Source organism: Arthrobacter sp. Soil_C_49 (assembly GCF_057656635.1).
This window is the reverse complement of record NZ_JBDGJZ010000011.1, coordinates 37,387-64,288: the sequence shown is the minus strand read 5'-3', so window position 1 is coordinate 64,288 and position 26,902 is coordinate 37,387. Positions and strand designations below refer to the sequence as shown.

Here is a 26,902-nt window from a genome sequence, read left to right as displayed (position 1 = left end):
CCGTGTCTTCGCAACCGGCCGCGCCCCACCGCCGGAGCTGGTTCAAGCCCGACACCTGGCACTTGCGCACCCGCCTCATCCTCCTTGCAATGACCCTGCTGATCGCCATCTGCGGCGCGGTGGGCGTGGCCAGCTACGCCTCCATGGACGCATTCCTCACCCGCCAGCTGGACGAACAGCTCAGCCAGGCCGCGGACCGGTCGAACGATCCTGGCCGCCCGCCCATGGGCGGCTTCAACGGAAGGGACCCGCTGGACGCCCGCGGCCAGAGCGTGGGAACCCTGAACGCCCGCATCCTCAACGGGCAGGTCAACAGCGCCGGATTTCTCGCCTCGGACACCACCCGGCAGGCCCTTTCGGCGGAGGACAAGCAGGCCCTGCTCGACCTGGCAACGGACGCGCAGCCAGTGGACCGCGCCCTCTCCAACGGCGACTACCGGCTGATAGCCGTGAAAACGAACTTTGGCGATGTCCTGGTGACCGGACTCCCCCTCGCCGCCAAGGAGAGTACGCTGGCCTCCCTGGTGTGGACCTTCGTGTTCGTCTCCCTGGGCGGCCTGCTGCTCATCGGGCTGGTGGGGACCGTCCTGATCCGCCGCACCATGAAACCGCTCGAGCAATTGTCAGAGGTGGCCACCCGCGTTTCACGGCTGCCCCTGGATGCCGGCGAGGTGGCACTTGCGGTGCGCGTCCCGCCGTCGAACTCCAATCCGGGAACGGAAGTGGGCAGCGTGGGCCACGCGCTGAACCTGATGCTGGACAACGTCGCCAATGCGCTGCGGGCGCGGCAGAAGAGCGAGACCAAGGTGCGGCAGTTTGTGGCCGACGCGTCGCACGAACTGCGCACTCCCCTGACAGCCATTCGCGGCTACACCGAGCTGATGCGGATGACTGAGGACTTTACCCCCGACGGCGAAAAGTCACTGGCGCGGGTTCAGAGCCAGTCGGAGCGGATGACGGCCCTGGTGGAAGACCTGCTGCTGCTGGCCCGCCTCGATGAGGGCCAGCCGCTCAAGCTCAGTGAAGTGGACCTGACACAGCTGGTGATTGAGGGTGTCAGCGACGAAAAGGTGATCGCGCCCGGACACAACTGGCGGCTGGAGCTTCCGGACGAGCCAGTAGTGGTCAACGGTGACGCTTCACAGCTGCGGCAGGTGCTGATGAACCTGCTGTCCAACGCACGCAAGCACACTCCCGCCGGAACCACGGTGGTGACAGGCGTGAGCAGGTCGCCTGAAGGCGCGGCGGTAGTAACCGTAACGGACGACGGCGGCGGCATTCCTGCCGAGTTCGTGGACCATGTCTTTTCACGCTTCGCCCGCGCAGACGCGGCACGAAAGAGCACGGACGACCAAGCAGGCGCCTCCGCTGCCGAAGGCACCAGTGGACTGGGATTGTCCATCGTGGAGTCCATTGTCGAGGCACATGGCGGAAAGGTAACGGTGACGTCACAGCCAGATCGGACACAATTCGTCCTGCGACTTCCACTTCCCGAGCTGCCATAGCAACGTGACGCGCCGCCACCGTGATCTCTGTTACCAAAATGTGACTTAAGCGCCGCACTCCTGTACCGTCGATTGGGTGAGGTTCCCGACGGGAACCCATATCCGGATGACGCCAAGCTCTGCCGCTTCCCGGATTCCGCTTGAGCACAACGGCAGAGGCGGGGGACCCACAGTCCCGGGCAATTACTGCCCTTGGGGTTAAGCACGCACGTGTATTTTCCGTGCGGCCGGATGCCCTCATCCGAACCCGACAGCTAACTCCGCAGGTGTGAGAGGCGATCCATCATGTCCAAGTTCCTTGCTAAACCGCGCCCGAATTCCGAGTCTGCGTCCCACGCTGGCCGCAATGCCGGCAAAGTCCCCTTCATTGGCAAGCGCGCCTTTGTCTTTGCGGCATCCGCTGCACTCCTCGTAGGAGTCGGAGCGGCCGGACAGGCTACCGAGTCCAGCCTCCGCGTCTCCGCCACCGAAACCCAGGCGGCCGCAGCGCAGTCCAACCTCAGCATCGAGAAGAGCGAAATCCAGGCCAACCCTGCGCCTGCCCCGGCTGCAGAAGAGATTGCGGTGGCCCCGCAGGCAGCAGAGCCCGCACCGGCGCCTGCTGCCGAGCCTGCACCCGCTCCGGCCCCGGCTCCCGAGCCTGCCCCGGCGCCTGCCGCCGCTCCTGAGCCTGCACCCGTCGTCGCCGTCAACGACCCCGCCGGCGCCCAGGCTTACGCTGCAGGGCAGCTCGCCAGTTACGGCTGGGCTCCAGACCAGATGCAGTGCCTGGTGACCCTGTGGGACAAGGAGTCCGACTGGACCACCACGGCCACCAACGCCAGCAGCGGCGCGTACGGCATCGTCCAGTCGCTGCCCGCTGAAAAGATGGCGAGCGCCGGCGCGGACTACCTCACCAACTACCGTACGCAGATCACCTGGGGCCTGAACTACATCCAGGAGCGCTACCAGTCCCCCTGCGGCGCGCTGAACTTCCACCTGTCCAACAACTGGTACTGAGCCATACGGAACCCGTGGCGCGGCGGCGGCACCTGTTGGAGAAGCAGGCGGCCCGGCATACTGTGATCCATGAAGTTAGGGCAGCGGAAACAAGACCGGCATTGAAGTTCCCGGAGAAGTCCTTGCAGCCTTGGAGGCGGGCAAGCGGCCGCCTGTAGTGGTGACCATCAACGGCAAGAGCTACCGGAGCAGCGTCGCGGTGATGGGCGGACAAAACCTGATCTCCCTCAGCTCAGCATACCGGGACTTCATCGGAGTATCCGCCGGCGACACCGTTGAAGTGGACCTGGAGCTGGACACGCAACCCCGCATTGTGGAAGTCCCCGAGGACCTCGCTGCAGCAATGGCGGCGGAACCGGCTGCCGTGGAGTTTTACGCGACGCTAAGCTACAGCGCGCAGCGGCGGTACGTGGAGCCGCTGGGCGGGGCCAAGACGCCAGAGACGCGGTCCCGGCGTATTGCCAAGGTAGTGGCGGATCTCAAAGCCGGAAAGAAATAACCGTCCGGTCTTCGGCGTCCCTGCCGGTTTCGACGGCGACCGCGCTGTAGTCCGTTATGTGCAGTACGCCGGCGGGCAGCGGGCCGGTGTTAGGTCCCACTGCCACTGTGCGGATTCCGGCGGCCACCCCAGCGGCGATCCCCGCCGGAGCGTCTTCGAACACCAGGGCGTCCGCAGGATCCACGCCGAGATAGGCTGCGGCCTTCAGGTATCCCTCAGGATCCGGCTTGCCGCGGGTCACCAGCTCAGCCGCGACTGCGATGGCTGGCATAGGCAGTCCGGCTGCTTCCATCCGGATGTCAGCCAGGACGCGGTCAGCGGACGTGACCAGGGCAACGGCATCCGGAGGCAGGGCTGCCAGCAGCCGGCCGGCGCCGTGCAGGGCCACAATGCCATCAGTGCGGAGGCGTTCCATCGCCCCGAGTTCCGCCGTCAGTGCCGCGACGTCGGCGCCCGCTGGAGCAAACCGGGTGACAGTATCGCGCGCCTGGACGCCGTGCGAGGTCTGGAGTATTTCTTCGAGGTCCAAGCCATAGCGCGCAGCGAACTCACCCCAGACCTGCTCCACCACAGCAGTGGAATCGACCAGGGTGCCGTCCATGTCAAAGAGGACGGCGCGGCAAGTCAGCGTGCGGGTTCCGGCCGGGGTGGAGACAGTCATGATCCCCATTCTCCCCGTTGGGTGTCAGCTTTCGCGCCCCGGGATGTACTGGACGGCCCACCTGTTGCCATCGGGATCAGCAAAGTACACGAAGTGGCCCCAGGCCTGCACGTCCACATCGCTGACGTCCACCCCGTTGTCTTTCAGGTGCTTGTGGGCGGCGTGGATGTCGTTGACCACCAACTGAAGGTTCGATCCGGTGCCGGGAGGCGCGTCACTGAGCCCTTCCCCGATGCAGATCGAGCAGGCTGAGCCGCGGGGCGTCAGCTGCACAAAGCGGATGGAGTCCGAGGGGCGCTCATCGAAGTCCGCGTTGAACCCCACCTTGTTGACGTAGAAATCCTTGGCGCGGTCCACGTCCGATACAGGGACAAACACAAGTTCCAGTTTCCAGTCCATCCGCACAGGCTAGCGGCGGGACGAGGAATGGAAAAGGCTTGTGGGCTACCCGGCGATGCCGTAGAGGCGGTCGCCCGCGTCCCCGAGACCGGGAACGATGTACGACTTCTCGTTGAGCTTTTCGTCGATGGAAGCCAGGACGATGGTGACGTTCGCGCCGGAGAGTTCTTCCTCCAGCTTGGCCAGGCCCTCCGGTGCGGCCAGGAGGCAGATGCAGGTCACGTCCGAGGCGCCGCGCTTGAAGAGGAACTTGATGGCTTCGCGCAGGGTACCGCCGGTGGCCAGCATGGGGTCCAGGACGAAGATCTGCCGGTCGGTGAGGTCCTCGGGGAGGCGCTCGGCGTAGGTGATGATGTCCAGGGTTTCCTCGTCGCGGGCCATGCCGAGGAAACCGACTTCCGCGGTGGGGACGAGTTTTGTCATGCCCTCGAGCATCCCCAGCCCGGCGCGCAGGATGGGGACCACCAGCGGGGTGGGCTTGGTGAACGCGGTACCCACGGTGGTGCTGACCGGAGTTTCGATGGTGACGGGTTCGGTGCGGACCTCGCGGGTGGCCTCGTACGCGAGCAGGGTCACCAGCTCCTCCGTCAGCTGCCGGAAGACCGGGGACGGAGTGTTCTTGTCCCGCAGGACGGTGAGCTTATGGGCGACCAGGGGGTGGTCCACAACGAGAGTGCGCATGCGTCAAAACTATCACCCGGTTGCTCGGCGCTTCCCCAAGCGTCAGCTGCCTGCGGCCCTCCGGGAGGAGCCGCCGTCGCTCCTTCCTGAGGAGCCGCCGTCGTACCCTGCTGTGCCCGCGCCCTGCTGCGTTTCGCCGCTGTGGTCCTCGCGGATGGCGGGATGCTCGAAGGTCGGGGCCGGTCCGGCGTGCTCGCGCCTGCGGATGAGATGGAACAGCCGGTGGGCAAGAATCACCATGCAGACCCAGGCGAGGCCGAGGAACCATCCGGCCATCACGTCCGTGAGCCAGTGGTGCCCGAGGAAGACGCGGCTCAACCCCATGGCGATGATGAAGATGGCACCGGCCGTGATGGCTGTGATCCTGGCCCAGAGGATCTGGAACTGCAGGCACATGATGTAGACCAGGACGCCGATCACCACGGTGGTGTTCAGGGTGTGGCCGCTGGGGAAGGACGGCGATGTTTCGTAGGGCGGCACTGCCTCTGAATGATCGGGGCGGGTCCTGCCTACCAGTCGCTTGCCGTACGTGGTGGCCAGCGTGGAAACGAGCGCTGCCCCGCCCACCAGGACAATGGGACGCCACGTCCGGCTCAGGAAAGTCAGCCAGGCGGTGAGGATGCTGGCCAGGATGGGCATGCCGATTCCGCCGCCCACGTTGGTGAAACCGGTGACGAAGGCGTCGACTTCCGGATTCCGCAGCGTCTGTGAATATTCCAAGGTGGGAATATCAAGGCTGGCAAGCCCTTCGTCATCCACCACATTTGAGTAGACCTCTGCCCCCAGCAGGGCCAGGGTGAGCACCAAAGCGCCGCCGATGACCATCGTCAGCCACAGTGCGGCATACGGCTTGATCCACGTCTCCACGCGTTCTCTGACGGTGCTCACTATTCCTCCCGGCGGATGTACGTCACGGCCTGTGGGTATCCTTCGAAACTATCATTGAGCCATGGTCTCCGCAGAAAAGAATCACCACGAGTGGATGGGCCTTGCCCTGGCGGAGGCACGAAGTGCCCTGGCGACGGAGGACGTTCCCATCGGCGCAGTGATCATAGGGCCCGACGGCGGCGTGCTGGGTTCCGGACGGAACCAGCGGGAGGAATTGGGAGACCCCACCGCCCATGCCGAGGTGGTGGCCATCCGTGAAGCGGCGGCGCGGCTGCGCGAGCTGTCTCAGGCATCCGGTAGCAGCGGAGACGGCTGGCGGCTGGCCGACTGCACGCTGGTGGTAACGCTGGAACCGTGCGCCATGTGCGCGGGCGCCATTGTCCTGGCGCGGATTCCCCGCGTGGTGTTTGGGGCGTGGGATGAGAAGGCTGGGGCGGCAGGTTCGGTGTTTGACGTCCTCCGCGAGCGCCGGCTCAATCACTGGGTCGAGGTTTATGGTGGGGTGCGTGAGGCCGAGTGCGGCGGGCTGCTGCGGGACTTTTTTGCGGGGCACCGCACGGGGATTTAGGCGGCCCGTTCTCCTGTTTCAAGTTCGCGCCGGGTCATCTTGGGGTGCGTCATGGGGAGACTGCTTCCAGCACAAGCCGGGCCGACTGGTCCCACCCCGGCAACCTGTTCCGGGTTTCCAAGGCTGCCGCCCGCCACGCGTCCCTGGTGCTTGTGTCCTGCAGCCAGTTCCGCAGAACCGCCGCGAGGAGAGCCGGGCCTTCCGGGCCGTCAGTTCCCGGAAAGTGCACTGCTGTTCCAGGCAGCGTTCCGCTTTTGCCTTGTTCCGGCGCCGCAAAGCCCAGGGCCTCCACTGCGCCGGTCCCTGCGCGCACCACCACAGGAATTCCATGTGCCAGCGCTTCCGTGACCACCATGCCGAACGCCTCAGCCTTGGAAACCAGGACGCTCAGGTCCGCGCGGTTCCATTCGTCTTCGAGATCCTGCCCCTTCCGTTCCCCGGCAATCCGGATACGGTCCTGCAGCCCGTGTGCGGTGACAGCTGCCCGCACACGCCCGGCGTAGTCCGGGTCTGCCTGGTCCGAACCCACCAGTGCCGCCGTCCATTCAAGTTCCCGGATAAGAGCCAGGGCTTCGACCACCAGCACCTGGTCCTTGTTCGGCAACAGGGCGGCCACGGTAATGATGTGGGGCGGAACCGAGCCTTCCGCCCGGTGTGCCCTTTCAGTCCCGGGAAGGGCGAGGCGCAGCCCCCGCAATCCGTGCCGCTTCTTCAGGACGTCAGCCGCCCAACTGCTGGTACAGATGACTCCCGAGGCCGCGCGAAGGGCCCGGGCCTCGCGTTCCAAGGACCCTGCTCCGGACTCTTCGGGCACGGGCATGTGCACCAGCACCCACGTTTCCTGCCCGGCCTTCGCCGCAAATTCAAGCTCGTCCGGGACGCCTACGGCGACGAGCCCGTCCACGATGGCCACTGGTTCCCCGGGTCCTGTCTCCCGTTCCCAGGCGCCGATAAGGCTGCCCAGCCGGCGTCGTTCCTTTGCTGTGGACTCCGGCCAGGAACCTTCGACAGGGAGGACTTCCACCGCTGCACCCAAGGCCCTCAGACCCTCCACCAGCCGGGCGTTGTAGACATTGCCGCCGGAGTTGTGGCGGATGTTGGCGGGCACAAGCAGCCGAAGAGGGCGCATGGGATCAGGCTGCGGAAAGGTCCAGCGAGTACGTGGCCCACGCGTCGGGGTTCTCCCGCAAGGTGACGTCGATGCCGGCGAGCTGGCCGCCGTCGTCGTCTTCCTTCAGCTTTTCCGCAACGGACTGCGCAATGTACTCAGCCAGCGCCTCCGTGGTGCTGAGCTTGCCTTCAAAATCCGGGTGCTCGTCCAGGTTGCGGTAGTTCAGGCCGGCCAGCACCTCCTCGATGAGGGTGCCCGCGGCGCCGATGTCCAGGACGATGGCGTTGTCGTTGAGCGTCCGACGGCGGAACGTCACCTCTGCGACAAAGGTGGCCCCGTGCAGGGCCTGGGCAGGGCCGAAAGCCTCCCGGGGAAGGCTGTGGGCGATCATAAAATGGCGGCGGACGGTCAGGCTGAACATGGCTACCTCTGGTCTGTGGGGGCTTGGAGTTTACGGCTGGCTTCGGCTTCCCGGGATTCTTCATCCTGGGGGTACTCGATAACGTGGCAGAGGGCGTCCCGCGTGCCGTCTGCGAGTTCCTGCACCACGTCCGGAAGTTCGGCGAACGGAGACGACCCGGTCAGGAACGCGTCGAACACCGGATCCGCCAGGAGGGATACGGCCAGGTCCAGGCGGTCGGCATTGGTCCTGCGGTGGCGGCGTGCGCGCGCCACTACTCCTACCTGGCTGGCCCTGATGGAGAGGCGGCGGGCGTGGAAGTCCTCGCCCAGCGGCAGCGTGACCTCGCGGTTGGCGTACCAGGACATTTCGATGACGTCACCCTCATCACCCACCAATTGGAGGCTGCGCTCCAGCCCTTCCTGGGAAGCAGAACAATGGAAGACAATGTCGCAGTCAGCGAGGGCGTCATCCGGGTGGGTGAACTCCACGCCCACGGTGTCTGCCAGTTGTTTGCGCGCCGGGTCCAGGTCGACAAGCTGGAGGCGCTGCAGTGGAAAGGTCCTCAGCAGGGCGGCAACCATGCCACCCACGAGCCCTGCACCCACAACAGCCACGCGATCACCGAGACGCGGACCGGCCTCCCACAGGGCGTTGACCGCTGTTTCCACTGTTCCGGTCAGGACCGCGCGCGGGGACGGAACATTGTCCGGGATCCTGGTGAGGGCATCCAACGCCACCACGTACCGGTCCTGATGGGGATTGAGGCAGAACACGCGCTGGCCGATCCACTCCGCCGGCCCTTCTTCTACAACACCCACCGACAGGTAACCGAATTTCACCGGACCCGGGAAGTTCCCCTCCTGATGCGGGGCCCTCATCTCCTCTGCAACCCGCGGCGGGACCGAACCGTGGTGAACCACCATCTCGGTGCCTTTGCTGATCCCCGAGTACAAGGTGCGGACCAGGGCCTCACCCTTGCCGGGGGCGGGGAACTCCTCGGGCCGGAGCTCGCCGTGCTCCCGGGCAGTAGTCCAGTAAGCCGTTGCATGAATTGGCGCGCGTGAGTTAGTCATCTTGCTGATGAATCTAGCGGCCCGCGTGCGTCGGGGAAAGTTGGGCAGCTACTTTGACAACCACGGAGTCCTCCTCACGATCGTTCACGTGACGCCCGTATTCGCCTCGCGCATCGTGTTCCGGAAACGTTCTTCCGGGATCGGGTCACTAGGCGGGTTGTCTCGCGACAGGAACCAGTCCGCGAAGGTCTCTTCGGGAATCTCGTCGTCAAAAAGTTCCTTGGGGAAAGGCGGTTCGTCCGGCGGAGGGCAGACTTCGGAAAGGTCGTCCGGCGGTGTCGGTACTCCGGAAAGGTCCTCCGGCGGTGTCGGCACTCCGGAAAGGTCATCGGGAAGTTCCCATAGGTCGAGGAGGTCATCGAAGGCGCGGATGTTTTCCGGCACGGCGGCGTCTGGCCAGCGGGGTGGTTCCCAGTCCTGGTGTTCGCTTTTGTAGTGGCGGCCGGTGGGTGAGGTCCAGCCGGGTGGTTCGGTTTTGCTGGCCGGGGTGGGTTTCCAGCCGCTGGTGTGGCGGAGTTTGTGGTGCTTCGGACAGGGTTGTCCCAGGTTCGGTATCCCGGTGCTGCCGCCCTTGGCCCAGGCGAGAATATGGTCCGCCTCGTTATCGAGGGAGCTGTTGCTGCAGCCGGGGAAGGGGCATTTGCCGTCCCGCAGCCTCAGCCATTGCCGCATCGCCTTGCTCACCCGGTAGCTGGTCCGGCCGATCTCCAGCGGCGCCCCGTCCCGGGGGTCCACCAGGACCCGGTAGAACGAGGCGGCACCATCGGCGACGAGCCTGCGGGCCATCGAGGGCGGGATCGGCCCGTGCCCGTCCAGTATTGCCGGCTCATCGGTCATGCCCATCAGGGATAAGGCCGGCACGGTGACCAGCACCTGCGCCCGGATCGGTGATCGTGGGCCGGGAGCGGTTCCGGAACTGGTTCGATCACCGGCAAATTCACCACCATCAGCAGGGCTGTCCGCCCCGCAGCCGTCGAGGCTGTCGCCACTGGTACTGTCAGCACCGCCACCCACGGTGGTGCCGGTGGTGAGGAGTCCCTCGGCGAAGGTATCGGCTTTAAGCTGGGGCATGGTGCGGGTTTCGTACGGGCCTTGCTTGCCGCGGGCAATGGCGGTGAGCCGGTTCCAGATTGCCGAGGTCTGGTCCGCAGGCAGGAGCGCGGCGACCCAGGCCATCCCGTCGTTGTCCGGCCAGTACTCCACCCGCCGGTCCGCCACACTCCTGGCATGGCGTTTTTCCAGGCTTTCGGGGTGGTGGCGTTCCCGCCAGGCCCGGGCCCTGGCCTTGAACCGGTACGCCGGCATCTCCCCGATCGGACACCCGCGTGCCGCGCCCGGCGCGTCCGGGTCCAGGAAATGGGCCTCCAACGCCGCCGCCGCGGCCGCATCGAGGCAGGAGGTCTGCTCCACCATGGTCCGGGCATGGGCCCAGGACATCGTCCCGGCCTGCAACGCCGCCAACGCCCGCGGCAACGACGTGGTCAACGCATGGGACTCAGCCAGCAACGCCCCCGCCGCCCGGTCACCGATCGCCAACGCACACCCGACCTCGGCCACCAGGCTCCGGTCCTGCGCCGTGGCCTCCTGCGGAGACGACGCCGGACCATTCAACGCCCTCGTGGCCCCGGCCAGCACCGCCACCGCCAACGCCTTCACCGCCGCGATCTTCGCCTCCGACCGCCCCACCGCCGCGAGAACATCCACCGCCGCATCAGCCAACCGCTGCAACGGATCATCATCGGGACCGCCAGGGGCAGCGCCTCCCGAAGCGTCCGGGCCGGACACAGCAGCATCCTGGCCTATCAGCGCAGCCATAAAGGCAGCGACCGAGGCCTCAATAGCTCCCTCGGCCTGCACCACCGCCGAATCCGTTTCCATACCTCCATCATCCTGAAGGGGTATGACAAAACCGGGCGCTTCCGAACGCGCAGCGAGCGCACCAATGACGTCCTCCGCCTGCACCACCACCCGGTCCGTTCCCATACCTCCATCATCTTGCGGGGGTCTGACAAAACCGGCCCTCTAACCGGTCCCTGCCAAAGACTTTTCAAACTTTTCCCGCTCACATTGAGCGTGGATGTGGAGTTTGCCGATCAATGTCGGCCTTTTGTGATCGCTCTTTGTCGCACCACTGCACGTCGGCTGTCTTGAATCTCTAGGGATTCGAGGCGCCCAGGTTACGAGACACGGTTGAGTCGGGCCACGGGCAGCTTCGATTGCCCGTAAGGGATTCCACCTGACGCTCCCTACAGGTGACGCAGACATCTGCACGCGGTTCTGTATAGTCAGCGCCATGTCAGCCAAGAAGAGCACAGGCAGGATGCTTCTGATCTCAGGCCTCATGATAATTGCCGCAGCGTTGCTGGCCGGAGGACTGAGTGCGCTGCATGGACCGATTTGGCTAGTGGTGGTTCCTTCAGTCCTCACCGCCAGCTTCGTAACTTCAATGTGGCTTAGCAATATGAAAAAGGCACCCTGACTATAGCCTCGCCAGACGACTAACCGCCTCGCATGACCTAGGGTTTTTGAGGCTCAAAGGTTACGGGACAGGCTGAGCGGGCTACACCCAGCTTCGGGTGCACGTAAGGGGATCCCTTACGGGACGCACCGAACACCGGCGCTAACCTGATGAATAGATGGTTCAGTTTGCCGCACCAGTTTTAGGGCGCAAAGGAGATGCCGAGGTGGTCGAACGCCAGATGCTAAATGTTCCCGATCTGGTTGGGCAGCCTGTCCATATCGCACAGGAGACTGCGGCGAACCTTGGGTTCGGTCTCGCAGCCGGGGACCCTGATGGTCCAGGCCTTCGCTCGCGCACGTGGCCAGGGCTATTCTGGGTGACCTCCCAAGATCCTCCGGCAGGGTCGGTCCTTGCGCGGGGCAGCCAAATTCAGATCACCTTCGTTCAGGACGGTCAAGCCCGAAGCGACGTGCCGGAGCAGACGGGCGGGCCAACCCCCTCATTGCAAACCCATGCGGAGGGCGACACGGAGTCGTGAGTTATCCGGTGAGGGATCCCCTATTGAACGCGGAAGCGCCCGTTAGCCCACCGGCTTACGGACACTCCTTTGGATTATCCGATGCCATGAGAGACACTCTTCGTTTTGGGGTGCCGGCCCATGGGCAGGGCTAGGGTGGAGCTTAGTAGGAAGGGGGCCGTTGTGGCCTATGTTCCGGCGTCCATGAGCGGGGCTCAAAGATTCGAGGGTTACTGGCTTCTCGAGGTGAGTGGGCAACTCATCCTGCAACTCGTCCTGGATTTCCAGGTGACTCTGGTTCTCGGACATTTCAGAATCACCATCGAGGAGAGCTTCGTTCTTGAGCACCCCGATGGCACTTCACATGTAGTCGAACCGGGCGGCGGTTTCGACCAGCTCAGTCCCGTTCTGCCGCTCTCGCGCTCCAAGGTGGTTGCTGAGGCAAGAGCCTTCGACGACGGACGGCTTGAAATTGTCATCCAGGACGGCTTCCGGCTGAGCGTGGTGCCGGAATCCGAGTCGGCGTACGAAGCGTGGAACGTCACTGGTCCAGACGGACTACTGATCGTGTCCACGCCCGGAGGTGAGCTGGCCCTTTGGGGCAGCTCGTAGAGGGATCCTTCAGCGGGCGACAGCTGTGGCGGTCGGTAGGGTTGAAGCCATGGGGGAGAAGAATTATGAACAGCTCGGCCATTGGGTGTTGCGCCAAAAGAGGGTGAATACACCATGAAGGATGGCGCTAGCTCAGATGCGGAGCAGACAGCCATTCCGGAGGGGTTGACGGAAGAGGACCTCAGGCTGGGCAAGGTAGCTTGCCGGCGGGTCGAAGTCGTCAAATGGATCGCCCTGGCACTCTGCATCGGCATTGCCATCTACACGTTCACGAGTGTTCCCTGGGAAACCAGGATGCCGTACGACGGAAAGTACGACAGGAGCGGCAAGGGGCTCCCCATGCAGGTTGCGATGTTTCCCGCTCCGGCTGTGCTTGTCGGATTCCTGCGTTCGGGAAGGAATACCGATGCATATCAGATGGGCAAAGGTTCACGCATTGCGACCTACATCCTCATACCTGCTGTGGCTATTGGCTGTGCATGGGGCCAGTGGATCATGGCGGAAGGAATCCTGATTGCAGGCGGAGCGCTCCCCGGATAGGAAATCCCAGCCGAAGGACCGCCGTGCGGTATGCCCAGCAAATCTCGTCCTGGGCGTCTACTAACTCTAGGGAGTTGATGCCCCGCGTTTGTGGCGCAGGAGTCAACTGTCGCGTAAGGGGATCCTCCAACGGACGCGCAGGTGTCACCCGCCAGGGCAGCGTTTTCAAGTGCAGCCACGGGCCGCGCTGGCCTGTTGTTCCAATCGTGTCGAGTCAGTACAGAGCCCAGCCAGGGGCAGCAGGGTTCATCGTTCTCGCCATATCCACAAAGGCTTCATCGTTGGCGTCCAAGTACCCGGAAGGGTGAAGGAAGTAGATTTGCCGGTCATATGCCGCTGCAAAAGTGGAGAACATAGCAGAGATCGAGAGGTATTCGAGAGGATGCTCTATCTCGTCCAGCATGAAGTGATGAACGTGACCTTGGGTGGCTGCATTGTCTGAGCAATCAACGGCATAAAAATCGCCTCCTCCATTTGCCAGCAAGGGAAGCCAATCCTCCCTCCATCGGGGATCCGATTTGAACGTGGCATAGTTGGTGAGCGCCTCATTAAGGTCAGGGAAGTAGAAGCCAGGCACTATGTGCATGTCATCAAGCTTTGCGCCAGGGTAGTCCAGGGTTCCGTTATGCCACTCATAGAGTGTTGCCAGGCCGTCCGGAGCGGCTAAGCCGGCTGTGCTTAGTTGTCGGCAAACGTCAGATCCGGCAATGCCTCCTTGCAGTACTTGAAGTACCGGGCGCTGCATATAGGACAGATGTCTGGCGATAATCTGCAGGGACTCGTTTAGGCTCTCGCTCATGGTAGGAACCTAACAGTTCACCGACTGTGCGTCCGGTGAGGCAATCCCTTATCGTGTGCGAACCTTCAGCGTGCATTCTTGCCGCCAGCAGCTGAGCCCGACTGACCGACCAATTTCCGCGGTCGTCTGTGATTGAATCTAGGCGGTGATCCTGACGCCAAAAGACCACAGGTGGGTGACGGAGAAGAATGAATGTTTCACCCCTTGACGAGTTTCTAACCCGGGAGCTCAACGACTTCATCCGGGCTCAGCTTCTCGCCACAATCGAACAGTTACAGAACGGCCAGCGCTACTTTACGTACAACACATTCAATGTGCTGCTCGACGTGGAATCGGGCACAGCAACTGTTGAAGACGAGCTTGACGTCGATCGCCAAAGCAAGGTCGCCCTTGATGATTTCCGGAAGCTTCTGCGAGCCGTAACGGATTCGTGAGCCGCTCATCCTATATGTGGATCCCTTACCGGACGTCGGAGCGTTGCAAGCTGGCCGACTTTTTGTGGTCAGGGTTTTGAGTCGTCGTGCTCGCGGGTTACTTAGTGAATTCGTGGTCTAGTACTTTGCCGGTTTCGCCATCGATAGTCACGCGGTACCCATTCCAGGTATTCGCGAAAACTGCGCCGTCAACAGATAGGTCCATAGAGACGTAGCATTCCCGAGAATCTGCCTCCGGAAGGTCTGCGATCCAGACTAGTGCTCCTTGTTCCCTGAATTTTGCTAGATTGCGGGCGGGACCCTCGCCCATCTCCATGTAGTCCAGGAGGACAATGACCGAGTTCTCGGCTGGAAGCTCTTTGATGTCTAGAACGGTCACCCCAAGGACTTTGCCGTCATCATTGATGCCATTGAACATGCAGGAAGCCTACGCTGCCCACGGCAACCAGGTGTGCGGACAGCTCCTGGCATATGCGCCGCTGACATCTGAAACTGTCAACGAGCGTCGCGATGTTGCGGAGTCGGGGCAGGCAACCGCAGTTCGCCGGCGCCGGCAGGCGTTTGAAGCACCAGAGCGCGCGTGGGCGCCCTTGAGGGATCCTCCACGGGCACTTATTCCGATGCTTCGCGAGCGGTCAAGGATGCGAGGGCCTCACCTGGCTCCACGTCGTAGCCTGTTGCCCGAGGGCCGGACCAGTTGAGCCCCACACGTAGCCCATCTCGTTCCAGACCGGTCAACCACCTTGATCGCCACTCACTGAGAGGGATCATGACTTTCTCGAAGCCGGCATAGTCCTGGACATTAGAGACGATCCGCTCTGCTCGTGAACTCAGAGACCAAAAGGGCATGCTACGAAGTCCATCGCTTCCGAGCGGGGATGGAAAACCGTGAGCGTCCCTGATCGTCCAGACTTGCTGTTCGCGGACGACTTCCTCGAAGAATGCAATTGCGTTCGCGCTGCTAATTGTCATAGCGGCATCGTCTCAGACTCTCCGAAACACATTCTTCACCGAACACTTAAGAGCTTGGTTCCGCGGCCGCTGCGCTACGGTGCGTCTCATGTGCCAGCATCCGTTACCTTGCTAGTCGTCCCAGGTGAATCTGGAAAGCTCCCAATCGCCGTTGACGCTCTCGCGGTTGGCCTCTGTTCCTGGAGGCATCGTCGCCAGCTCATTCAGGGAAGGATCATGATCAGTCACATGCCGGATATGCGTAACCACCAAAGCCCTTTGATCGTTCGGATCCCCCACGCCGTCAGCAACAGCCCACCCGCCCTCTGGATCGTGAAGGACCTGAAGTGCCGGCATAACGCCGTCAAGAACTGAACGCATGACCACAGCGCCCAGATCGGCAGGAAACTCATTATTAGGGAAGGGCCAAGGCAAATACTGAAACATCTCATGATTCATCGGCTTATCATCACATCCAGCCCAGACCTGCGCCCGTAAGTCGGTCCTCCATCGGGACAATCCGGTGCTGAGCTGCGCCCTCGCAAAGCCGCTAATCAAGGTGTCCCGTATACCCTGCCCGCAAAACTGCCCGGTGAAGGCGCCCTAAACGCTACACACCCAAGCGTCTCAAAACCCTTAGGAAACGAGACCGCCCATCCGGCGAACAAGAACCCGCGCGGTCAAGACCTGGGTTCCAGTGCAATCACGCTACTTTCTTTGACCGCGGCCATTCTCATAACTACGTCTCGAAACTTGCTGCTTAGATTGCCGTACTAACCATCAGTTATAAGACACTTCAAGATAGCCATGACGAAACTTATTGGATACGCACGAGTTTCGACACGGCAGCAGTCCGCCAACCGGCAGCGGACGGATCTACTTGCCGCCGGCGTCCGACGCGATGACCTCTACATCGACCACGGAGTCTCCGGAGCACGCTCTTCACGACCCCAGTTCGATCAAGCACTTGACGCGCTCATGGAGGGTGACATCCTCGTCATCACGATTTTGGACCGGCTCGGGCGATCCACTCAAAACATGCTCACTTTTGCCGATGAACTCCGCGGCAGGGGTGGGGGTCTTCGTGTCCTGAATCTCGGCGGAGGTGACGTCGACACAACGACACCCATGGGGTCGATGCTGTTCACCATTATGGCCGCCCTTGCGCAGATGGAACACGAGATCAAGCGCGAACGCATCACGGATTCGATCGCCAAACGCAGGGAAGCTGGAAAGGACCTCGGCGGCAGACCCCTCCGGTCACGACAGCCAGATTCGAAACGCACTCCGCCTGGTCGAAGGCGGTGAGCCCGCGGCGCAGGTCGCCCGCGACTTCGGAATGTCCCGGGCAACCTTCTACAGGCGGTCACGAGCACTCATGAACCAGCACGGCGACATTTAGCGCCGCAAGCCCTTTACCGCCAACATTCACAAGCATGGATGTTTCACCCAGCTTTGAGACTCCTTTCATGTACCAACGGCCAGGCCTCGCACACACCGCACATGCCACCGTCGCATGCAGTAGGGAAGGCGATCGAGCAAGGACTGACAAGGGGGCAAGGGCCTATCGAGTGCGCCCGTTTTGGGGTTGGGCGCCTCGCTCCGGTACCCTATTGAGGTTGGTGACGTGTCCGAGCGGCCGAAGGTGCAACACTCGAAATGTTGTTTGGTGTAAAAGCCAACGTGGGTTCAAATCCCACCGTCACCGCCAATTAGCGAGGCCCTGCTTCCCTTCTAAGAAGGGGAGTCAGGGCCTTTGCTGTACCTGGTACCGGCCAACAGCCAGCCCAAGCTCCAGGCCCCGATACAAAACCCTCCATCGTCTCTGGCATTAATCGGCCAATCCTCCATCAGAAAGAGGGCCTTACGGAGGGGTGAAGGCATCCGGCGGCGGCAGCACCGCCGTCGGACTTCATCAGAAGATGGTGGAGCCATGCGCGAAAAGCAACAAAAGCTGATAGAGCGTTGACCGGAAAGCGCAGGAGGTGGTGGCGCGTTGCCCGAGGAGCGGCAGGAGCTGATGGCGCGTTTGCGTTCACGAACTACAGCTCCGCAAACACCCCGGCCGCCCTCAGCTTCAGAAGCTTAGCCATCGCCGATTTTCCGCGCGTTTACTGGCAAGAAGGCCCCTCCCCTACACACGTTCTGTCATAACCCGGTCCGGTTGATCCAGGGGAGGCGCGCATCAGTCGTTGCCCGTCGACAGGAACATGGGGGCGTGGTAGTTTTCCCGTGATCGTGATCTTTCAACAGGAGGTGAGTCCCATGAACGCAGTATCCATATTGGGCGCTCCCCTGGAGTCCATGATCGCGCGACACAAATAGTCGCCGCCGGGAGCGCCGTAACAGGCAATTCGCGAAAGGCGACTCCCATGAATGAAACATCTTCTTCCCCTCGAAACACCGTTTTGAAGACGGCTTCCAAGCCGCAAAAGCCAAGCCAGGGTCGGGCACTGGTCCTCGGCGGCGGCGGATCAACAGGAAACGCCTGGCTAGTCGGCATTATGGCCGGGCTGTCCGATGCCGGGCTGGACGTCACCACAGCCGATCTGACCATCGGAACTTCTGCCGGTTCCACAGCCGCAGCCCAGATCTCGGGCGCGACCCCCGCCGAACTGTTCGACGCAATCCTTGCCACCGCGCCGCCACAACGGCCCGTTCCGGCTGGAGCCGCCCCGCAAAGCGCTCGCACCAAGCCCGTAGTTGACCACCTGGAGAGGATCAACAAAATCATCGCCTCCTCCGAGAGTGCGGCTGACATGCGACGAAAAATGGGCGCCGCAGCACTGGAGATGGAGGCGGCGTCGGACGGTACCTGGCAGGCACAATGGCGCACCATCGTCGCCTCGCGGCTGCCGAATCAGCACTGGCCCCAACGAAGGGTCCTCATCACGGCGGTCAATGCCCGGACCGGTGAACCGGCGGTGTTCGACAGCCACAGCGGAATCGACCTGGTGGACGCCGTCGCCGCGAGCTGTTCCAGCGGCCTTCCCTACAGGATCGGCGGAACCCCCTACATCGACGGCGGCTACCGGTCCAACGCCGAAAATGCCGACCTGGCTGCCGGGTACAGCAGGGTGCTGGTGCTCTCCCCCTTCGGCGGAAGATCGCTGGCGCCGCTGCACTGGGGCGTGCAGCTGGCAACCCAGGTGGATGAGCTCCGTGTGCACGGCAGCTGGATCGAGACGATTTTCCCGGACAGCAGCTCGGAACATATGTTCGGCGCCAACGCGATGGATTTCACACTTCGTCCGCCCGCCGCCCAGGCCGGTTATGAACAAGGTAAGGCCCTGGCCGGGCAGCTGACCGGGTTCTGGCGCTGAGTCCCGGTCCCCGCGCTGAGGCTCCTCATCGCGGGGACCGCAAGGCCGTTCACCGGCATAGGGGAAGAGCAAGCGCCCAGGCTTGGACAACGAACCGAAAAAGAACCGCTGAATTGGGGTTCCCTCACAAATTCCGGCGGACCATGGCTGGATACCATGGGCTGACCGGACAGAGCCGTCCGGAACCGATCGACGCAGAAGGAACCCATGACCGCGGTTACGGTGGACGACATCCTCTCGGATCTTCCCCTGGGGTTTGCAAGCCTCATCCTCCGCCCGGCGAACGGTTCCGCGATCGAACGTTTCCTGATCGCAGACGCTGAGGACGAGATGCCCGACGGCGCCGGCGCCTTTGTCCTGTTGATTGGGGTCCGCGGGCGGTCGGCTTTGCCCGCGTTGCGGCGGCTCCTTCAGAACCCGCCCCCGGTGGTCGCCGTCAAAGGAAGTATTGAAGAGCTCTCCGAGGCTGAGGAACTGCTCCGTGACGCAGGCACCGGCCTGCTCCTCGTGAACCCTGCCGCCGACTGGGACCGTCTGCTCTCCATCGCCAAGGACAGAATCCAGCCGCGCAGCTACCAGAGCGAAGTGCTGACGCTCCTGGAAGAAGACCTTTTTGCCATCGCCCAGACCACCGCCCGGCTCACCTCGAGCCATGTGGTGATCGAGGACGCCGCCAACAAGGTTCTGGCATACTCCACCGTCTCCAACGACATCGATGAGCTTCGCAAAGCCTCCATCCTGGCCCGCCGGGGTCCCCGGAAATACGAGCTGCTGCTGAAGGACCTCGGTGCCTACCGGGAACTGCACGGCACACGGCTCCCGGTCCGCGTGCCGGCGAGGCCCCAGGACGGGCTGCGCGAGCGGGTGGCCATCACTCTCTTCGCCGGGGACCGGATCATGGGCTACATCTGGCTGCAGGAGACCGGCGGCGGCTTCGGCCCCGACGTCGACCATGTGCTGAAAGGCTCCGCCGCCCGGACCTCGGCCGAGCTGATCCGTTACCGCAACCAACAGTCAGTGCACATGCGCGAAGACCGGATTGCCCGGATCCTCTCAGGCCCGGCGGAGGCAGCAGCCAGCGCACACAGCGAGAAGATCCCCGCAGAACGCCCGGCCGCGCTGATCCTGATCGGAATATCGGATGCCGAAGCCCAAGCGGATGACGCCGCCCTGAAGCACGGCGAGCTTGCCAACCTTGCGTCCATCCACGCGGCTGCCTACAAGGCGTCGGCCATTGTGGGGCAGTTCAAGGGGGACACCGCGGTGATCGTTCCAGGCCTGCAGTCCGCAGCAAAGGAACCGGGGCTCCGGGCCCTCGCCGAGTCCATCGTGCGCGATGCGCGCAAGCACCTGGGCATCACCCCCTTTGCGGCAGTGGGACCCGTTGTCCCCGACCTGTTGTCCATCCATTCCGTCACGCGGATCGCGGAGGCGCTCCTGAGCTGCGTTGCCGGGTCCGCGCAAACGGCCGTTGCCACCGTCGACGATTTCGAAGGAGAGATCCTTTTCCGCGAGGCCGTGCAGAATTTCGCGGCCTCGGGCTTCCGCCACCGCAGCCTCTCGGCCCTCCTGCGGAAGGACCTTGAACTGGCGGAAACCCTCCGGGTCTACTTCGAATCATCCCTTGACGTCGCCGAATGCGCCCAGCGGATGAAGCTGCACAAGAACACGGTCTACTACCGGATCAGCAAGGCATCCAGGGTGACCGGCCTGGACTTCGGCAACCCCCGAGACTCCCTGGTGGCCTTGCTCCATATCCAGGAACAAACGGCTACCTCCACAGAACATCAAGGCAGGAAATGACAACGGCACTCCAGGCACCGCCGCTCGGCCCCCTCCTTGACGATCTTGTCCTCAGCCACCGGCCGCGGCACGAGACCGGCTCCGTTCCGGCAAACATCCCCTTCCTGGCAAAAGTTCCGTACAACTCGTTCGGGATTGCGGTCGCCACCACGTCGGGCCAGGTTTTCAGCTCCGGTGACGCGGACGTCCCCTTCTCCATCCAGAGCATCTCCAAAGTCTTCACCCTGGCCATGGCGCTCCGGGGTGACACCACCGGGACACTATGGACCCGCGTCCTGCGTGAACCTTCCGGAACCGCGTTCAACTCGCTGGTCCAGCTGGAGGTGGAACACGGGATCCCGCGCAACCCCTTCATCAACGCCGGCGCGCTGGTGGTCACGGACCACCTGATGGAAGAAACGTCCGACGCCGCCACGCAGCTTCTGCGGTTCCTCACCGCAGAAGCGGGCAGCCCCGGGCCGTTCATCGATGAGGCGGCAGCGTCCAGCGAGCTGTCCGGCAGCAGCCGCAACCTGGCCCTGGCGCACTTCCTGAAGGATTTCGGCAACCTGAAGCAGACGGCGGAATCAGTGGTGGAGAACTACGTCCGCCAATGCTCCATCATGATGAGCTGCGTTGAGCTCGCCAAAGCCGGACTCTTCCTGGCCCGGGAAGGCCAGGGAAGGCTGGGGCCGGTCCTGTCGCCAAGCGATGCCAAACGCGTGGGCTCCATTATGCTGACGTGCGGCATGTACGACGCCGCCGGCGAGTTCGCCTACCGGGTGGGCCTTCCCGGTAAAAGCGGAGTGGGCGGCGGCATCCTGGTCATCGTTCCGGGTGAGTGCGCCATCTGCGTCTGGAGCCCCCGGCTGGACGCCAAGGGCAATTCCCTGGCCGGAACAGCCGCCCTCGCCGACCTTTCCGACCGCACCGGCTGGTCCGTTTTCTGACCTGCGTTTCCTTGCCTGCCATGTGAGCGCACCTCCCCACAACCCAGTTAGATCTCAACAGATCGAAAGGATCACCCATGCCCAACAACCCCAATGACGAGGTTGCAGCACACGAGATAGACGGTGGGCATGCGCATGCCTCCGAGACTGCCCTGCATGCCGAGGACAAGGGCTACCACAAGAATTTGAAGCCCCGGCAGATCCAGATGATCGCGATCGGCGGTGCGATCGGCACCGGCCTGTTCCTCGGTGCCGGCGGCCGCCTCAACGCGGCCGGCCCGTCCCTGGTCATCGCCTACGCGGTCTGCGGGTTCTTCGCGTTCCTGATCCTGCGCGCCCTGGGCGAACTGGTCCTGCACCGGCCCTCATCGGGCTCGTTCGTCTCCTACGCCCGCGAATTCTTCGGCGAAAAAGCCGCGTTCGTCTCCGGCTGGTTCTACTGGATCAACTGGGCCACCACCACCATCGTGGACATCACCGCCGCCGCCCTCTACATGCACTTCTTCGGCAACTACATCCCCTGGATGGCCAACGTCCCGCAGTGGGCCTGGGCCCTGACCGCCCTGCTGGTCGTCCTGGCCCTGAACCTCGTCTCGGTCAAGGTCTTTGGCGAAATGGAATTCTGGTTCGCCCTGATCAAAGTCGCCGCCCTGGTCATCTTCCTGCTCGTAGGCACCTACTTCGTCATCTTCGGCACCCCCGTCGACGGCCAACAAGTCGGCCTCAGCCTCCTGAGTGATAACGGCGGGATCTTCCCCAACGGCCTGCTGCCCATGATCATCCTCATGCAAGGCGTCCTGTTCGCCTACGCCTCCATCGAACTCGTCGGCACCGCCGCCGGCGAAACCGAAAACCCCGAAAAAATCATGCCCAAAGCCATCAACTCCGTGGTCTTCCGCATCGCCGTGTTCTACGTCGGCTCCGTCATCCTCCTGGCCCTGCTGCTGCCCTACACCTCCTACGAAAAAGGCGTCAGCCCCTTCGTAACGTTCTTCGGCTCCATCGGCATCCAAGGCGTGGACGTCATCATGAACCTCGTCGTCCTCACCGCCGCCCTGTCCTCTCTCAACGCCGGGCTCTACTCCACCGGCCGGATCCTGCGCTCCATGTCCGTCAACGGCTCCGCCCCCAAATTCGCCTCCCGGATGAACAAAGCAGGCGTCCCCTACGGCGGCATCGCCATCACCGCCGGCGTCTCCCTCCTGGGCGTCCCACTGAACTACCTCGTCCCCGCCCAAGCCTTCGAAATCGTCCTGAACATCGCCTCCGTCGGCATCATCATGACCTGGGCCACCATCGTCCTGTGCCAGATCCAACTCAAACGCTGGGCCGACAAAGGCTGGCTCGAACGCCCCTCCTTCCGCATGTTCGGCGCCCCCTACACCGGCTACCTCTCCCTGCTCTTCCTCGCCGGCGTCCTCACCATGGTCTTCATCGACTCACCCCTGACCATGCTCGTCACCGCCATCGCATCCGCCCTCATGGTCTTCGGCTGGTACGCCTGCCGCAAACGCATCCGCGAAATCGCCGAAACCCGCGAAGGCCACACCGGCCTCTCCCCCGTCATCGCCAACCCACCCGCCGAGACCTTCAGGTAATCCGGAAAACAACAACAGCCATCCAAGAACCCGAACAACAAAGAAAGACCATGACAACCGAACCCGCAGCAACCCTGACCGCATCACCCACCCGGCCTGCCGCCGTCGAGCCTTCCCGGCAGCACCACGCCCAGGAAGAGAAGGCACCACCGGCAACCAAGTCCGCGGGGCACGTCATAGTTGATTCGCTGCTGGCGCACGGCGTGGAACGCACGTACGTGGTGCCGGGCGAAAGCTTCCTGGACGTGCTGGACGGCCTGCATGCTTCGGACATCGAAACCATCGTGTGCAGGCATGAAGGCGGTGCGGCCTACATGGCCGAGGCCGACGGCAAGATGAACCAGCGCCCCGGAGTGGCCATGGTGACGCGCGGGCCGGGCGCTGCCAACGCGCACGTTGGTCTGCACACCGCGTGGCAGGACTCCACTCCCATGCTGCTGTTTGTGGGCCTGATCCCGTTCGCCCACCGCGACCGGGAGGCCTTCCAGGAGTTCGACATCAAGGCCTGGTTCGATACCGGTGCCAAGCGCGTCATGGTCCTGGACCACGCGGAGCGGGCGTCCGAGATCGTGGCCGAGGCGATGTTCGCCGCCATGAGCGGCCGCCCCGGCCCGGTAGTGGTGGGCCTGCCGGAGGACATCATCCGCCAGCAGATCGAGCCGGCGCTGCATCCCGCCATTCCCGTGGCCGCCGGCGGCATGAGCAGCACGGACGCCACGGCCCTCCGCGCTGCACTGGCGGAATCGCGCAAGCCATTGTTCGTCACCGGCGGCAATGACTGGACCCAGGAAGCGGCGGACCAGCTGACCGGCTGGCTGGAACGGCACCAGATCCCGGCAGTCGCCGAGTGGCGGACGCAGGGAACAGTGTCCTTCGATTCGCCCTCCTACGTGGGCCCCATCGGCTACGGCCGGCCCCGCCCCACGTACGACCTGCTGGAGGAAACCGATCTGCTGGTGTTTGTGGGAACGGTGCCGGGGGACGTCATCACGGACGGGTTCGTCTGCCGCCAGGACTGGAACAAAAAGAACTTCCTGGTGACCGTGGACCCGTCGCTCCGCGGGCGCTCCGGTCCGGTATCGCGGCAGATCCTCTCCAAGCCGGAGGCTTTTGTGCAGGACCTGGCCGGCATTGACCTGCCGGTGAAGGAAGAGTGGAAGGCGTGGACGGAGCGGATGCGGGGCGAGCAGGAGCACTTCGCCGCGTTGCCTTCGGCTGTCCCGGCAGCGGGGCAGGCCAGGATGGACACCCTGATGGCGAATCTCGTGCCGAGGCTGCCCGAGGATGCCATGGTGACCTTCGGCGCCGGGGAACACACCAACTGGGCCCACCGCTACTTCCCCACCCGCCGCTACGCCTCCATGATCAGTGCCCGCAACGGCTCCATGGGGTATTCGGTGCCGTCAGCCATCGCGGCTTCCCTGGCAGACCCGGAGCGCCGGGTGGTCACCATCGCCGGGGACGGGGAGTTTCTGATGAACGGCCAGGAACTCGCCACCGCCGCCCAGTACGGCGCCACTCCCTTGGTGGTGGTGATGGACAACCAGGAATACGGCACCATCCGGACCCACCAGGAACGGCACTATCCACAGCGCGTGTCGGGTACCCAACTGCAGAACCCCGACTTCGCTCTGATGGCCAAGGCCTTCGGCGGTTTTGGAATCACGGTCACCGAGGACAAGGACATTCCGGCCGCCCTTAATGCAGCGTTCGCCGCCATCGACCAGGTCGGCGTCTTCGCCCTGATCCACCTCATCGTCGAACAGCGCGTGAAGGCGTACTGAGATTAAGTGACAAACAGCAGCGGACGACGGCGGGAGGTCCCGCCGTCGTCCGCTGCTGTTGTGTGAGGAGTTCCGCCTACAGCCGGGTGTCGAAGGATCCGCAGAACACGTTGTCGTTGAACGTTCCCTGGAACGCGGACTTGCCCTGGATCTTGTCGATGGTGGCCCGGATGGCTTCCCGGGACCCCGCATGGGCATGGATGGCCGTCTTCACCATGGGGACGTCAATCAGGTGGTTTGGCTGGTTGAGCGACACAAACACCGTGGGCACCTCGGTGACGTACCACGGGATCTCCGCGGCCATGGGCGAGGACCACTTGATCCGGATGGCTGCCTCCTGAGCGAAGCCCTTAACATTGGCGAACACAAAAGCGGCGTCATACCGGTCCGCGTAATCACCGGTGGCTTCCTCGGACAGGACCCGCATGAAGTTCATCCCAATCTCCCCCGCCGCTTCCCGCTGCTCGGCAGTCTTGAAGACATGCACCTCAAACCCGGCAGCTTCGAGCTCTTCCTTGACTGTGTCCAGGTAGGCCAGCGGGTCGGCCCGGGTGAAGTCAGCGCCGCCGGAAATGCCGTACAGGCGGATCCGGGGATGCGTCTGGGGCGTGATGGGCAGGTTGTTGGCCGTGTCCTTGACCAGGGTGACGGTCTTGTCCGCGATGTCCGCCGCAATGGCGCGGTGCGCTTCGCTGCCGATCACCTCAAGTGAGTCAGGCGCGGGCACCAGTTCCGATGCGGGCTTGCGGTGCAGCCCCAGGGACGCTTTCAGCCCCAGGATCCGGCGCAGCGCGTCGTGCAGGCGCTGCTCGGTGATGACACCGGACTTGTACCCGTCCAGCATGTACTGGAAGTCCTCAGCGGGGTTGCGGAAGAACAGGAACATGTCGCAGCCGGCCGCGATGGTGGCCGGCACCAGATCCTTGCGCTTCATGGCCTGCGTGAGGCCCACCATCAGCGAGGCGTCGGTCAGCACCAGCCCGTTGAAGCCGAGTTCGCCGCGGAGCAGGTCCTGCAGCAGCTCCGGTGCGAGCGTCGCGGGACGGATGTCCGCATCGGCCAGGCCTGGCCGGAAGTGCCGGGACAGTTCCGGCGCGCCGATGTGCCCCACCATGATGGACTGCACGCCGTGGCCGATCATTTCCCGGTAAACATGCCCGTAGGTGCGGTTCCACTCTTCATAGCTGAACGTGTTGTAGGAAGTGACCACGTGCTGGTCGCGCTCGTCCACGCCGTCCCCAGGGAAATGCTTCATGGCGCACACCGTGGGGGACTCACTGATGCCGTCGAAGTACTCCTTGGCCCGCTCCACTACAATCTCCGGGGTGTTGCCAAAGGACCGTGTGGAGATGACCGTGTTCCGCCAGTTGTAGTGGACGTCCACGATCGGGGCAAAGGCCCAGTTGCAGCCCAGCGCCGCGGTTTCCACACCGGCCACCTGTCCCATCTGGCGGGCTATGCCCTTGTCCGGATGCGAGCCGGCCTGCAGGTGCGTGGACACAAAGGTTCCGTCGTCGCAGCTTCCGGCTCCCCCCATTTCCGGGTTGGACGCCACCAGCAGGGGAATCCGGGTCTTGGCCTGCGCATAGCGGATGTGCTCCTGCACCGCGGCCGCGGGCCCGGGCCGGTAGCGCATGCCGCCCACGTGTAAGTTCTCCAGCACGCCGTCGAGGTACTCCGGGGAGTAGTCGTTGTTGTGGTTGATGAACAGCTGGCCGATCTTCTCCTCGAGGCTCATCCCGGCGAGGGTGGACTCCACCCAGGCGACCGCATCGGCGTCGAGACTAAACGGCGCAGCCTGGAGGTCGACGTCGAACTGCCGCGGCCGGGTGCCTGAGTCACCCGCAGTGCCGGCAACATCAGCGGGACGTCCGACGGCGGTAATCCCGGAGAGTGCCTCCCGCACAACCTGCTCCACGGGAGCGGCAATGTCGACGACAACGCCGGCTTCGTCGGCGCCGAGCGGTTCCAGCGTGGCGAGCTGGGACTCAAGGAGGGCGGGCGGCATAAAGTGCCCGGTGCGGCCTTCGGTGCGTGCCCGCAAGACCTCTTTGCTGCCGTGCAGGTGCAGGAAGAGGGTGTCCGGCGCCTGCGCCCGGATGGCGTCGCGGTAGCTGCGGCGCAGCGCGGAGCACGCCAGGACCAGGCCGCCGTCGGCCGCGTTGGCCAGTTCGGTGCCCACTGTGGCGAGCCAGGGCCAGCGGTCCTCGTCGGTCAGGGGTGTGCCGGCGGCCATCTTGGCGACGTTCTCCACGGGATGGAGGGAATCACCGTCCAGGAACGGGACGCCAAGTTCCCGCGCGACGAGGTCGCCGATGGTGGTCTTGCCGCAGCCGGACACACCCATCACGATGATGCGAAGCT

Annotated in this window: 26 protein-coding genes, 1 tRNA gene, 1 pseudogene and 1 riboswitch; of the genes and pseudogenes, 15 read left to right on the top strand and 13 right to left on the bottom strand. The window is 63.6% G+C overall.

All coding sequences use genetic code 11. The features are described 5' to 3' along the window. The first annotated feature begins 2 nt into the window (after positions 1 to 2). The 3 genes from AC3A4Z_RS16685 (at position 3) to AC3A4Z_RS16675 (ending at position 3,003) form a co-directional block, all read left to right on the top strand. Positions 3 to 1,505 carry a sensor histidine kinase gene (locus AC3A4Z_RS16685; protein WP_498712769.1) on the top strand — a complete coding sequence of 501 codons (1,503 nt, stop codon included), beginning with the start codon at positions 3 to 5 and terminating at the stop codon, positions 1,503 to 1,505. A gap of 127 nt (positions 1,506 to 1,632) precedes the next feature. Further along, a riboswitch (cyclic di-AMP (ydaO/yuaA leader) is annotated at positions 1,633 to 1,785 on the top strand. Positions 1,786 to 1,790: 5 nt separating this feature from the next. Beyond that, positions 1,791 to 2,504: an aggregation-promoting factor C-terminal-like domain-containing protein gene (locus AC3A4Z_RS16680; protein ID WP_498712768.1), complete on the top strand. Its 714-nt coding sequence runs from the start codon at positions 1,791 to 1,793 to the stop codon at positions 2,502 to 2,504. Positions 2,505 to 2,604: 100 nt separating this feature from the next. After that, entirely contained in the window at positions 2,605 to 3,003 is a 399-nt protein-coding gene (locus tag AC3A4Z_RS16675) for a YdeI/OmpD-associated family protein (RefSeq protein ID WP_498712832.1), read from the top strand. Here the strand turns inward: AC3A4Z_RS16675 and AC3A4Z_RS16670 are convergent. From AC3A4Z_RS16670 to AC3A4Z_RS16655, 4 genes are read right to left on the bottom strand one after another with little or no spacing between them, the layout of a single operon-like run. Further along, the gene (locus AC3A4Z_RS16670) at positions 2,984 to 3,664 is read right to left on the bottom strand and encodes an HAD-IA family hydrolase (protein WP_498712767.1); all 681 of its coding nucleotides are present in this window, start codon (positions 3,662 to 3,664) and stop codon (positions 2,984 to 2,986) included. The genes AC3A4Z_RS16675 and AC3A4Z_RS16670 overlap by 20 nt on opposite strands. Positions 3,665 to 3,688: 24 nt before the next feature. Continuing rightward, entirely contained in the window at positions 3,689 to 4,063 is a 375-nt protein-coding gene (locus AC3A4Z_RS16665; RefSeq protein WP_050056361.1) for a glyoxalase superfamily protein, read from the bottom strand. A 45-nt stretch (positions 4,064 to 4,108) separates the two neighbouring features. Further along, positions 4,109 to 4,744 carry a uracil phosphoribosyltransferase gene (gene upp / locus AC3A4Z_RS16660; protein ID WP_013599856.1) on the bottom strand — a complete coding sequence of 212 codons (636 nt, stop codon included), beginning with the start codon at positions 4,742 to 4,744 and terminating at the stop codon, positions 4,109 to 4,111. Between the two features lie 42 nt (positions 4,745 to 4,786). Continuing rightward, positions 4,787 to 5,632 (bottom strand): phosphatase PAP2 family protein, encoded by an 846-nt coding sequence (locus AC3A4Z_RS16655; RefSeq protein WP_498712766.1) that lies wholly within the window; start codon positions 5,630 to 5,632, stop codon positions 4,787 to 4,789. Between the two features lie 61 nt (positions 5,633 to 5,693). Between AC3A4Z_RS16655 and AC3A4Z_RS16650 the strand changes: the two genes are divergently transcribed. Further along, the gene (locus AC3A4Z_RS16650) at positions 5,694 to 6,200 is read left to right on the top strand and encodes a nucleoside deaminase (RefSeq protein ID WP_498712765.1); all 507 of its coding nucleotides are present in this window, start codon (positions 5,694 to 5,696) and stop codon (positions 6,198 to 6,200) included. A 49-nt stretch (positions 6,201 to 6,249) separates the two neighbouring features. Here AC3A4Z_RS16650 and AC3A4Z_RS16645 read toward each other — a convergent pair whose 3' ends face one another. The 4 genes from AC3A4Z_RS16645 to AC3A4Z_RS16630 all read right to left on the bottom strand — a co-directional run bounded on the left by AC3A4Z_RS16645 (position 6,250) and on the right by AC3A4Z_RS16630 (position 10,665). Further along, positions 6,250 to 7,329 (bottom strand): glycosyltransferase family 4 protein, encoded by a 1,080-nt coding sequence (locus AC3A4Z_RS16645; RefSeq protein WP_498712764.1) that lies wholly within the window; start codon positions 7,327 to 7,329, stop codon positions 6,250 to 6,252. Positions 7,330 to 7,333: 4 nt separating this feature from the next. Beyond that, entirely contained in the window at positions 7,334 to 7,732 is a 399-nt protein-coding gene (locus AC3A4Z_RS16640) for a 6-pyruvoyl trahydropterin synthase family protein (RefSeq protein WP_498712763.1), read from the bottom strand. A 2-nt stretch (positions 7,733 to 7,734) separates the two neighbouring features. Continuing rightward, positions 7,735 to 8,787, bottom strand: a complete 1,053-nt coding sequence (locus AC3A4Z_RS16635; protein WP_498712762.1) for a zinc-dependent alcohol dehydrogenase — start codon at positions 8,785 to 8,787, stop codon at positions 7,735 to 7,737. An 84-nt stretch (positions 8,788 to 8,871) separates the two neighbouring features. Next, positions 8,872 to 10,665, bottom strand: coding sequence for an HNH endonuclease signature motif containing protein (locus tag AC3A4Z_RS16630; RefSeq protein WP_498712831.1), 1,794 nt, complete (start codon positions 10,663 to 10,665; stop codon positions 8,872 to 8,874). 758 nt (positions 10,666 to 11,423) lie between these two features. Here AC3A4Z_RS16630 and AC3A4Z_RS16625 point away from each other — a divergent pair. The 3 genes from AC3A4Z_RS16625 (at position 11,424) to AC3A4Z_RS16615 (ending at position 12,917) form a co-directional block, all read left to right on the top strand. Then, on the top strand, positions 11,424 to 11,786 hold the full coding sequence (locus tag AC3A4Z_RS16625) for a PASTA domain-containing protein (RefSeq protein WP_498712761.1): 363 nt from the start codon (positions 11,424 to 11,426) through the stop codon (positions 11,784 to 11,786). A 162-nt stretch (positions 11,787 to 11,948) separates the two neighbouring features. Continuing rightward, the gene (locus tag AC3A4Z_RS16620; protein ID WP_498712760.1) at positions 11,949 to 12,377 is read left to right on the top strand and encodes a DUF6188 family protein; all 429 of its coding nucleotides are present in this window, start codon (positions 11,949 to 11,951) and stop codon (positions 12,375 to 12,377) included. A gap of 81 nt (positions 12,378 to 12,458) precedes the next feature. After that, positions 12,459 to 12,917 (top strand): hypothetical protein, encoded by a 459-nt coding sequence (locus AC3A4Z_RS16615; RefSeq protein ID WP_498712759.1) that lies wholly within the window; start codon positions 12,459 to 12,461, stop codon positions 12,915 to 12,917. A gap of 214 nt (positions 12,918 to 13,131) precedes the next feature. On the opposite strand, the gene AC3A4Z_RS16610 is transcribed toward AC3A4Z_RS16615, so the two are convergent. Beyond that, positions 13,132 to 13,716, bottom strand: a complete 585-nt coding sequence (locus AC3A4Z_RS16610; protein WP_498712758.1) for an SMI1/KNR4 family protein — start codon at positions 13,714 to 13,716, stop codon at positions 13,132 to 13,134. Positions 13,717 to 13,904: 188 nt separating this feature from the next. Between AC3A4Z_RS16610 and AC3A4Z_RS16605 the strand changes: the two genes are divergently transcribed. Next, complete coding sequence (locus tag AC3A4Z_RS16605) at positions 13,905 to 14,150, top strand: hypothetical protein (protein WP_498712757.1); 246 nt, start codon at positions 13,905 to 13,907, stop codon at positions 14,148 to 14,150. A gap of 97 nt (positions 14,151 to 14,247) precedes the next feature. On the opposite strand, the gene AC3A4Z_RS16600 is transcribed toward AC3A4Z_RS16605, so the two are convergent. The 3 genes from AC3A4Z_RS16600 to AC3A4Z_RS16590 all read right to left on the bottom strand — a co-directional run bounded on the left by AC3A4Z_RS16600 (position 14,248) and on the right by AC3A4Z_RS16590 (position 15,560). Beyond that, positions 14,248 to 14,568, bottom strand: a complete 321-nt coding sequence (locus AC3A4Z_RS16600; protein WP_498712756.1) for a DUF7957 family protein — start codon at positions 14,566 to 14,568, stop codon at positions 14,248 to 14,250. Between the two features lie 194 nt (positions 14,569 to 14,762). Further along, on the bottom strand, positions 14,763 to 15,122 hold the full coding sequence (locus tag AC3A4Z_RS16595; protein WP_498712755.1) for a DUF2750 domain-containing protein: 360 nt from the start codon (positions 15,120 to 15,122) through the stop codon (positions 14,763 to 14,765). A gap of 111 nt (positions 15,123 to 15,233) precedes the next feature. Next, entirely contained in the window at positions 15,234 to 15,560 is a 327-nt protein-coding gene (locus AC3A4Z_RS16590; protein WP_498712754.1) for a hypothetical protein, read from the bottom strand. A gap of 348 nt (positions 15,561 to 15,908) precedes the next feature. On the opposite strand from AC3A4Z_RS16590, the pseudogene AC3A4Z_RS16585 reads away from it, so the two are divergent. The 7 genes and pseudogenes from AC3A4Z_RS16585 to AC3A4Z_RS16555 all read left to right on the top strand — a co-directional run bounded on the left by AC3A4Z_RS16585 (position 15,909) and on the right by AC3A4Z_RS16555 (position 24,538). Next, positions 15,909 to 16,503 (top strand): annotated as a pseudogene (locus tag AC3A4Z_RS16585) (recombinase family protein). A gap of 219 nt (positions 16,504 to 16,722) precedes the next feature. Beyond that, positions 16,723 to 16,812 (top strand) — tRNA-Ser (locus tag AC3A4Z_RS16580). Between the two features lie 661 nt (positions 16,813 to 17,473). Next, positions 17,474 to 18,424, top strand: coding sequence for a patatin-like phospholipase family protein (locus AC3A4Z_RS16575; protein WP_498712753.1), 951 nt, complete (start codon positions 17,474 to 17,476; stop codon positions 18,422 to 18,424). 207 nt (positions 18,425 to 18,631) lie between these two features. After that, entirely contained in the window at positions 18,632 to 20,227 is a 1,596-nt protein-coding gene (locus AC3A4Z_RS16570) for a PucR family transcriptional regulator (protein WP_498712752.1), read from the top strand. Next, positions 20,224 to 21,156 carry a glutaminase gene (locus AC3A4Z_RS16565; protein ID WP_498712751.1) on the top strand — a complete coding sequence of 311 codons (933 nt, stop codon included), beginning with the start codon at positions 20,224 to 20,226 and terminating at the stop codon, positions 21,154 to 21,156. Before AC3A4Z_RS16570 ends, AC3A4Z_RS16565 begins: the two co-directional genes overlap by 4 nt. 77 nt (positions 21,157 to 21,233) lie before the next feature. Further along, positions 21,234 to 22,754 (top strand): amino acid permease, encoded by a 1,521-nt coding sequence (locus AC3A4Z_RS16560; protein WP_498712750.1) that lies wholly within the window; start codon positions 21,234 to 21,236, stop codon positions 22,752 to 22,754. Between the two features lie 50 nt (positions 22,755 to 22,804). Next, positions 22,805 to 24,538, top strand: a complete 1,734-nt coding sequence (locus AC3A4Z_RS16555; RefSeq protein WP_498712749.1) for a thiamine pyrophosphate-dependent enzyme — start codon at positions 22,805 to 22,807, stop codon at positions 24,536 to 24,538. A 76-nt stretch (positions 24,539 to 24,614) separates the two neighbouring features. Here the strand turns inward: AC3A4Z_RS16555 and AC3A4Z_RS16550 are convergent, their stop codons facing one another. Continuing rightward, a complete protein-coding gene (locus AC3A4Z_RS16550) occupies positions 24,615 to 26,885 on the bottom strand; it encodes a gluconokinase, GntK/IdnK-type (protein WP_498712830.1) in 2,271 nt (756 codons plus the stop codon). Positions 26,886 to 26,902 lie beyond the last annotated feature (17 nt).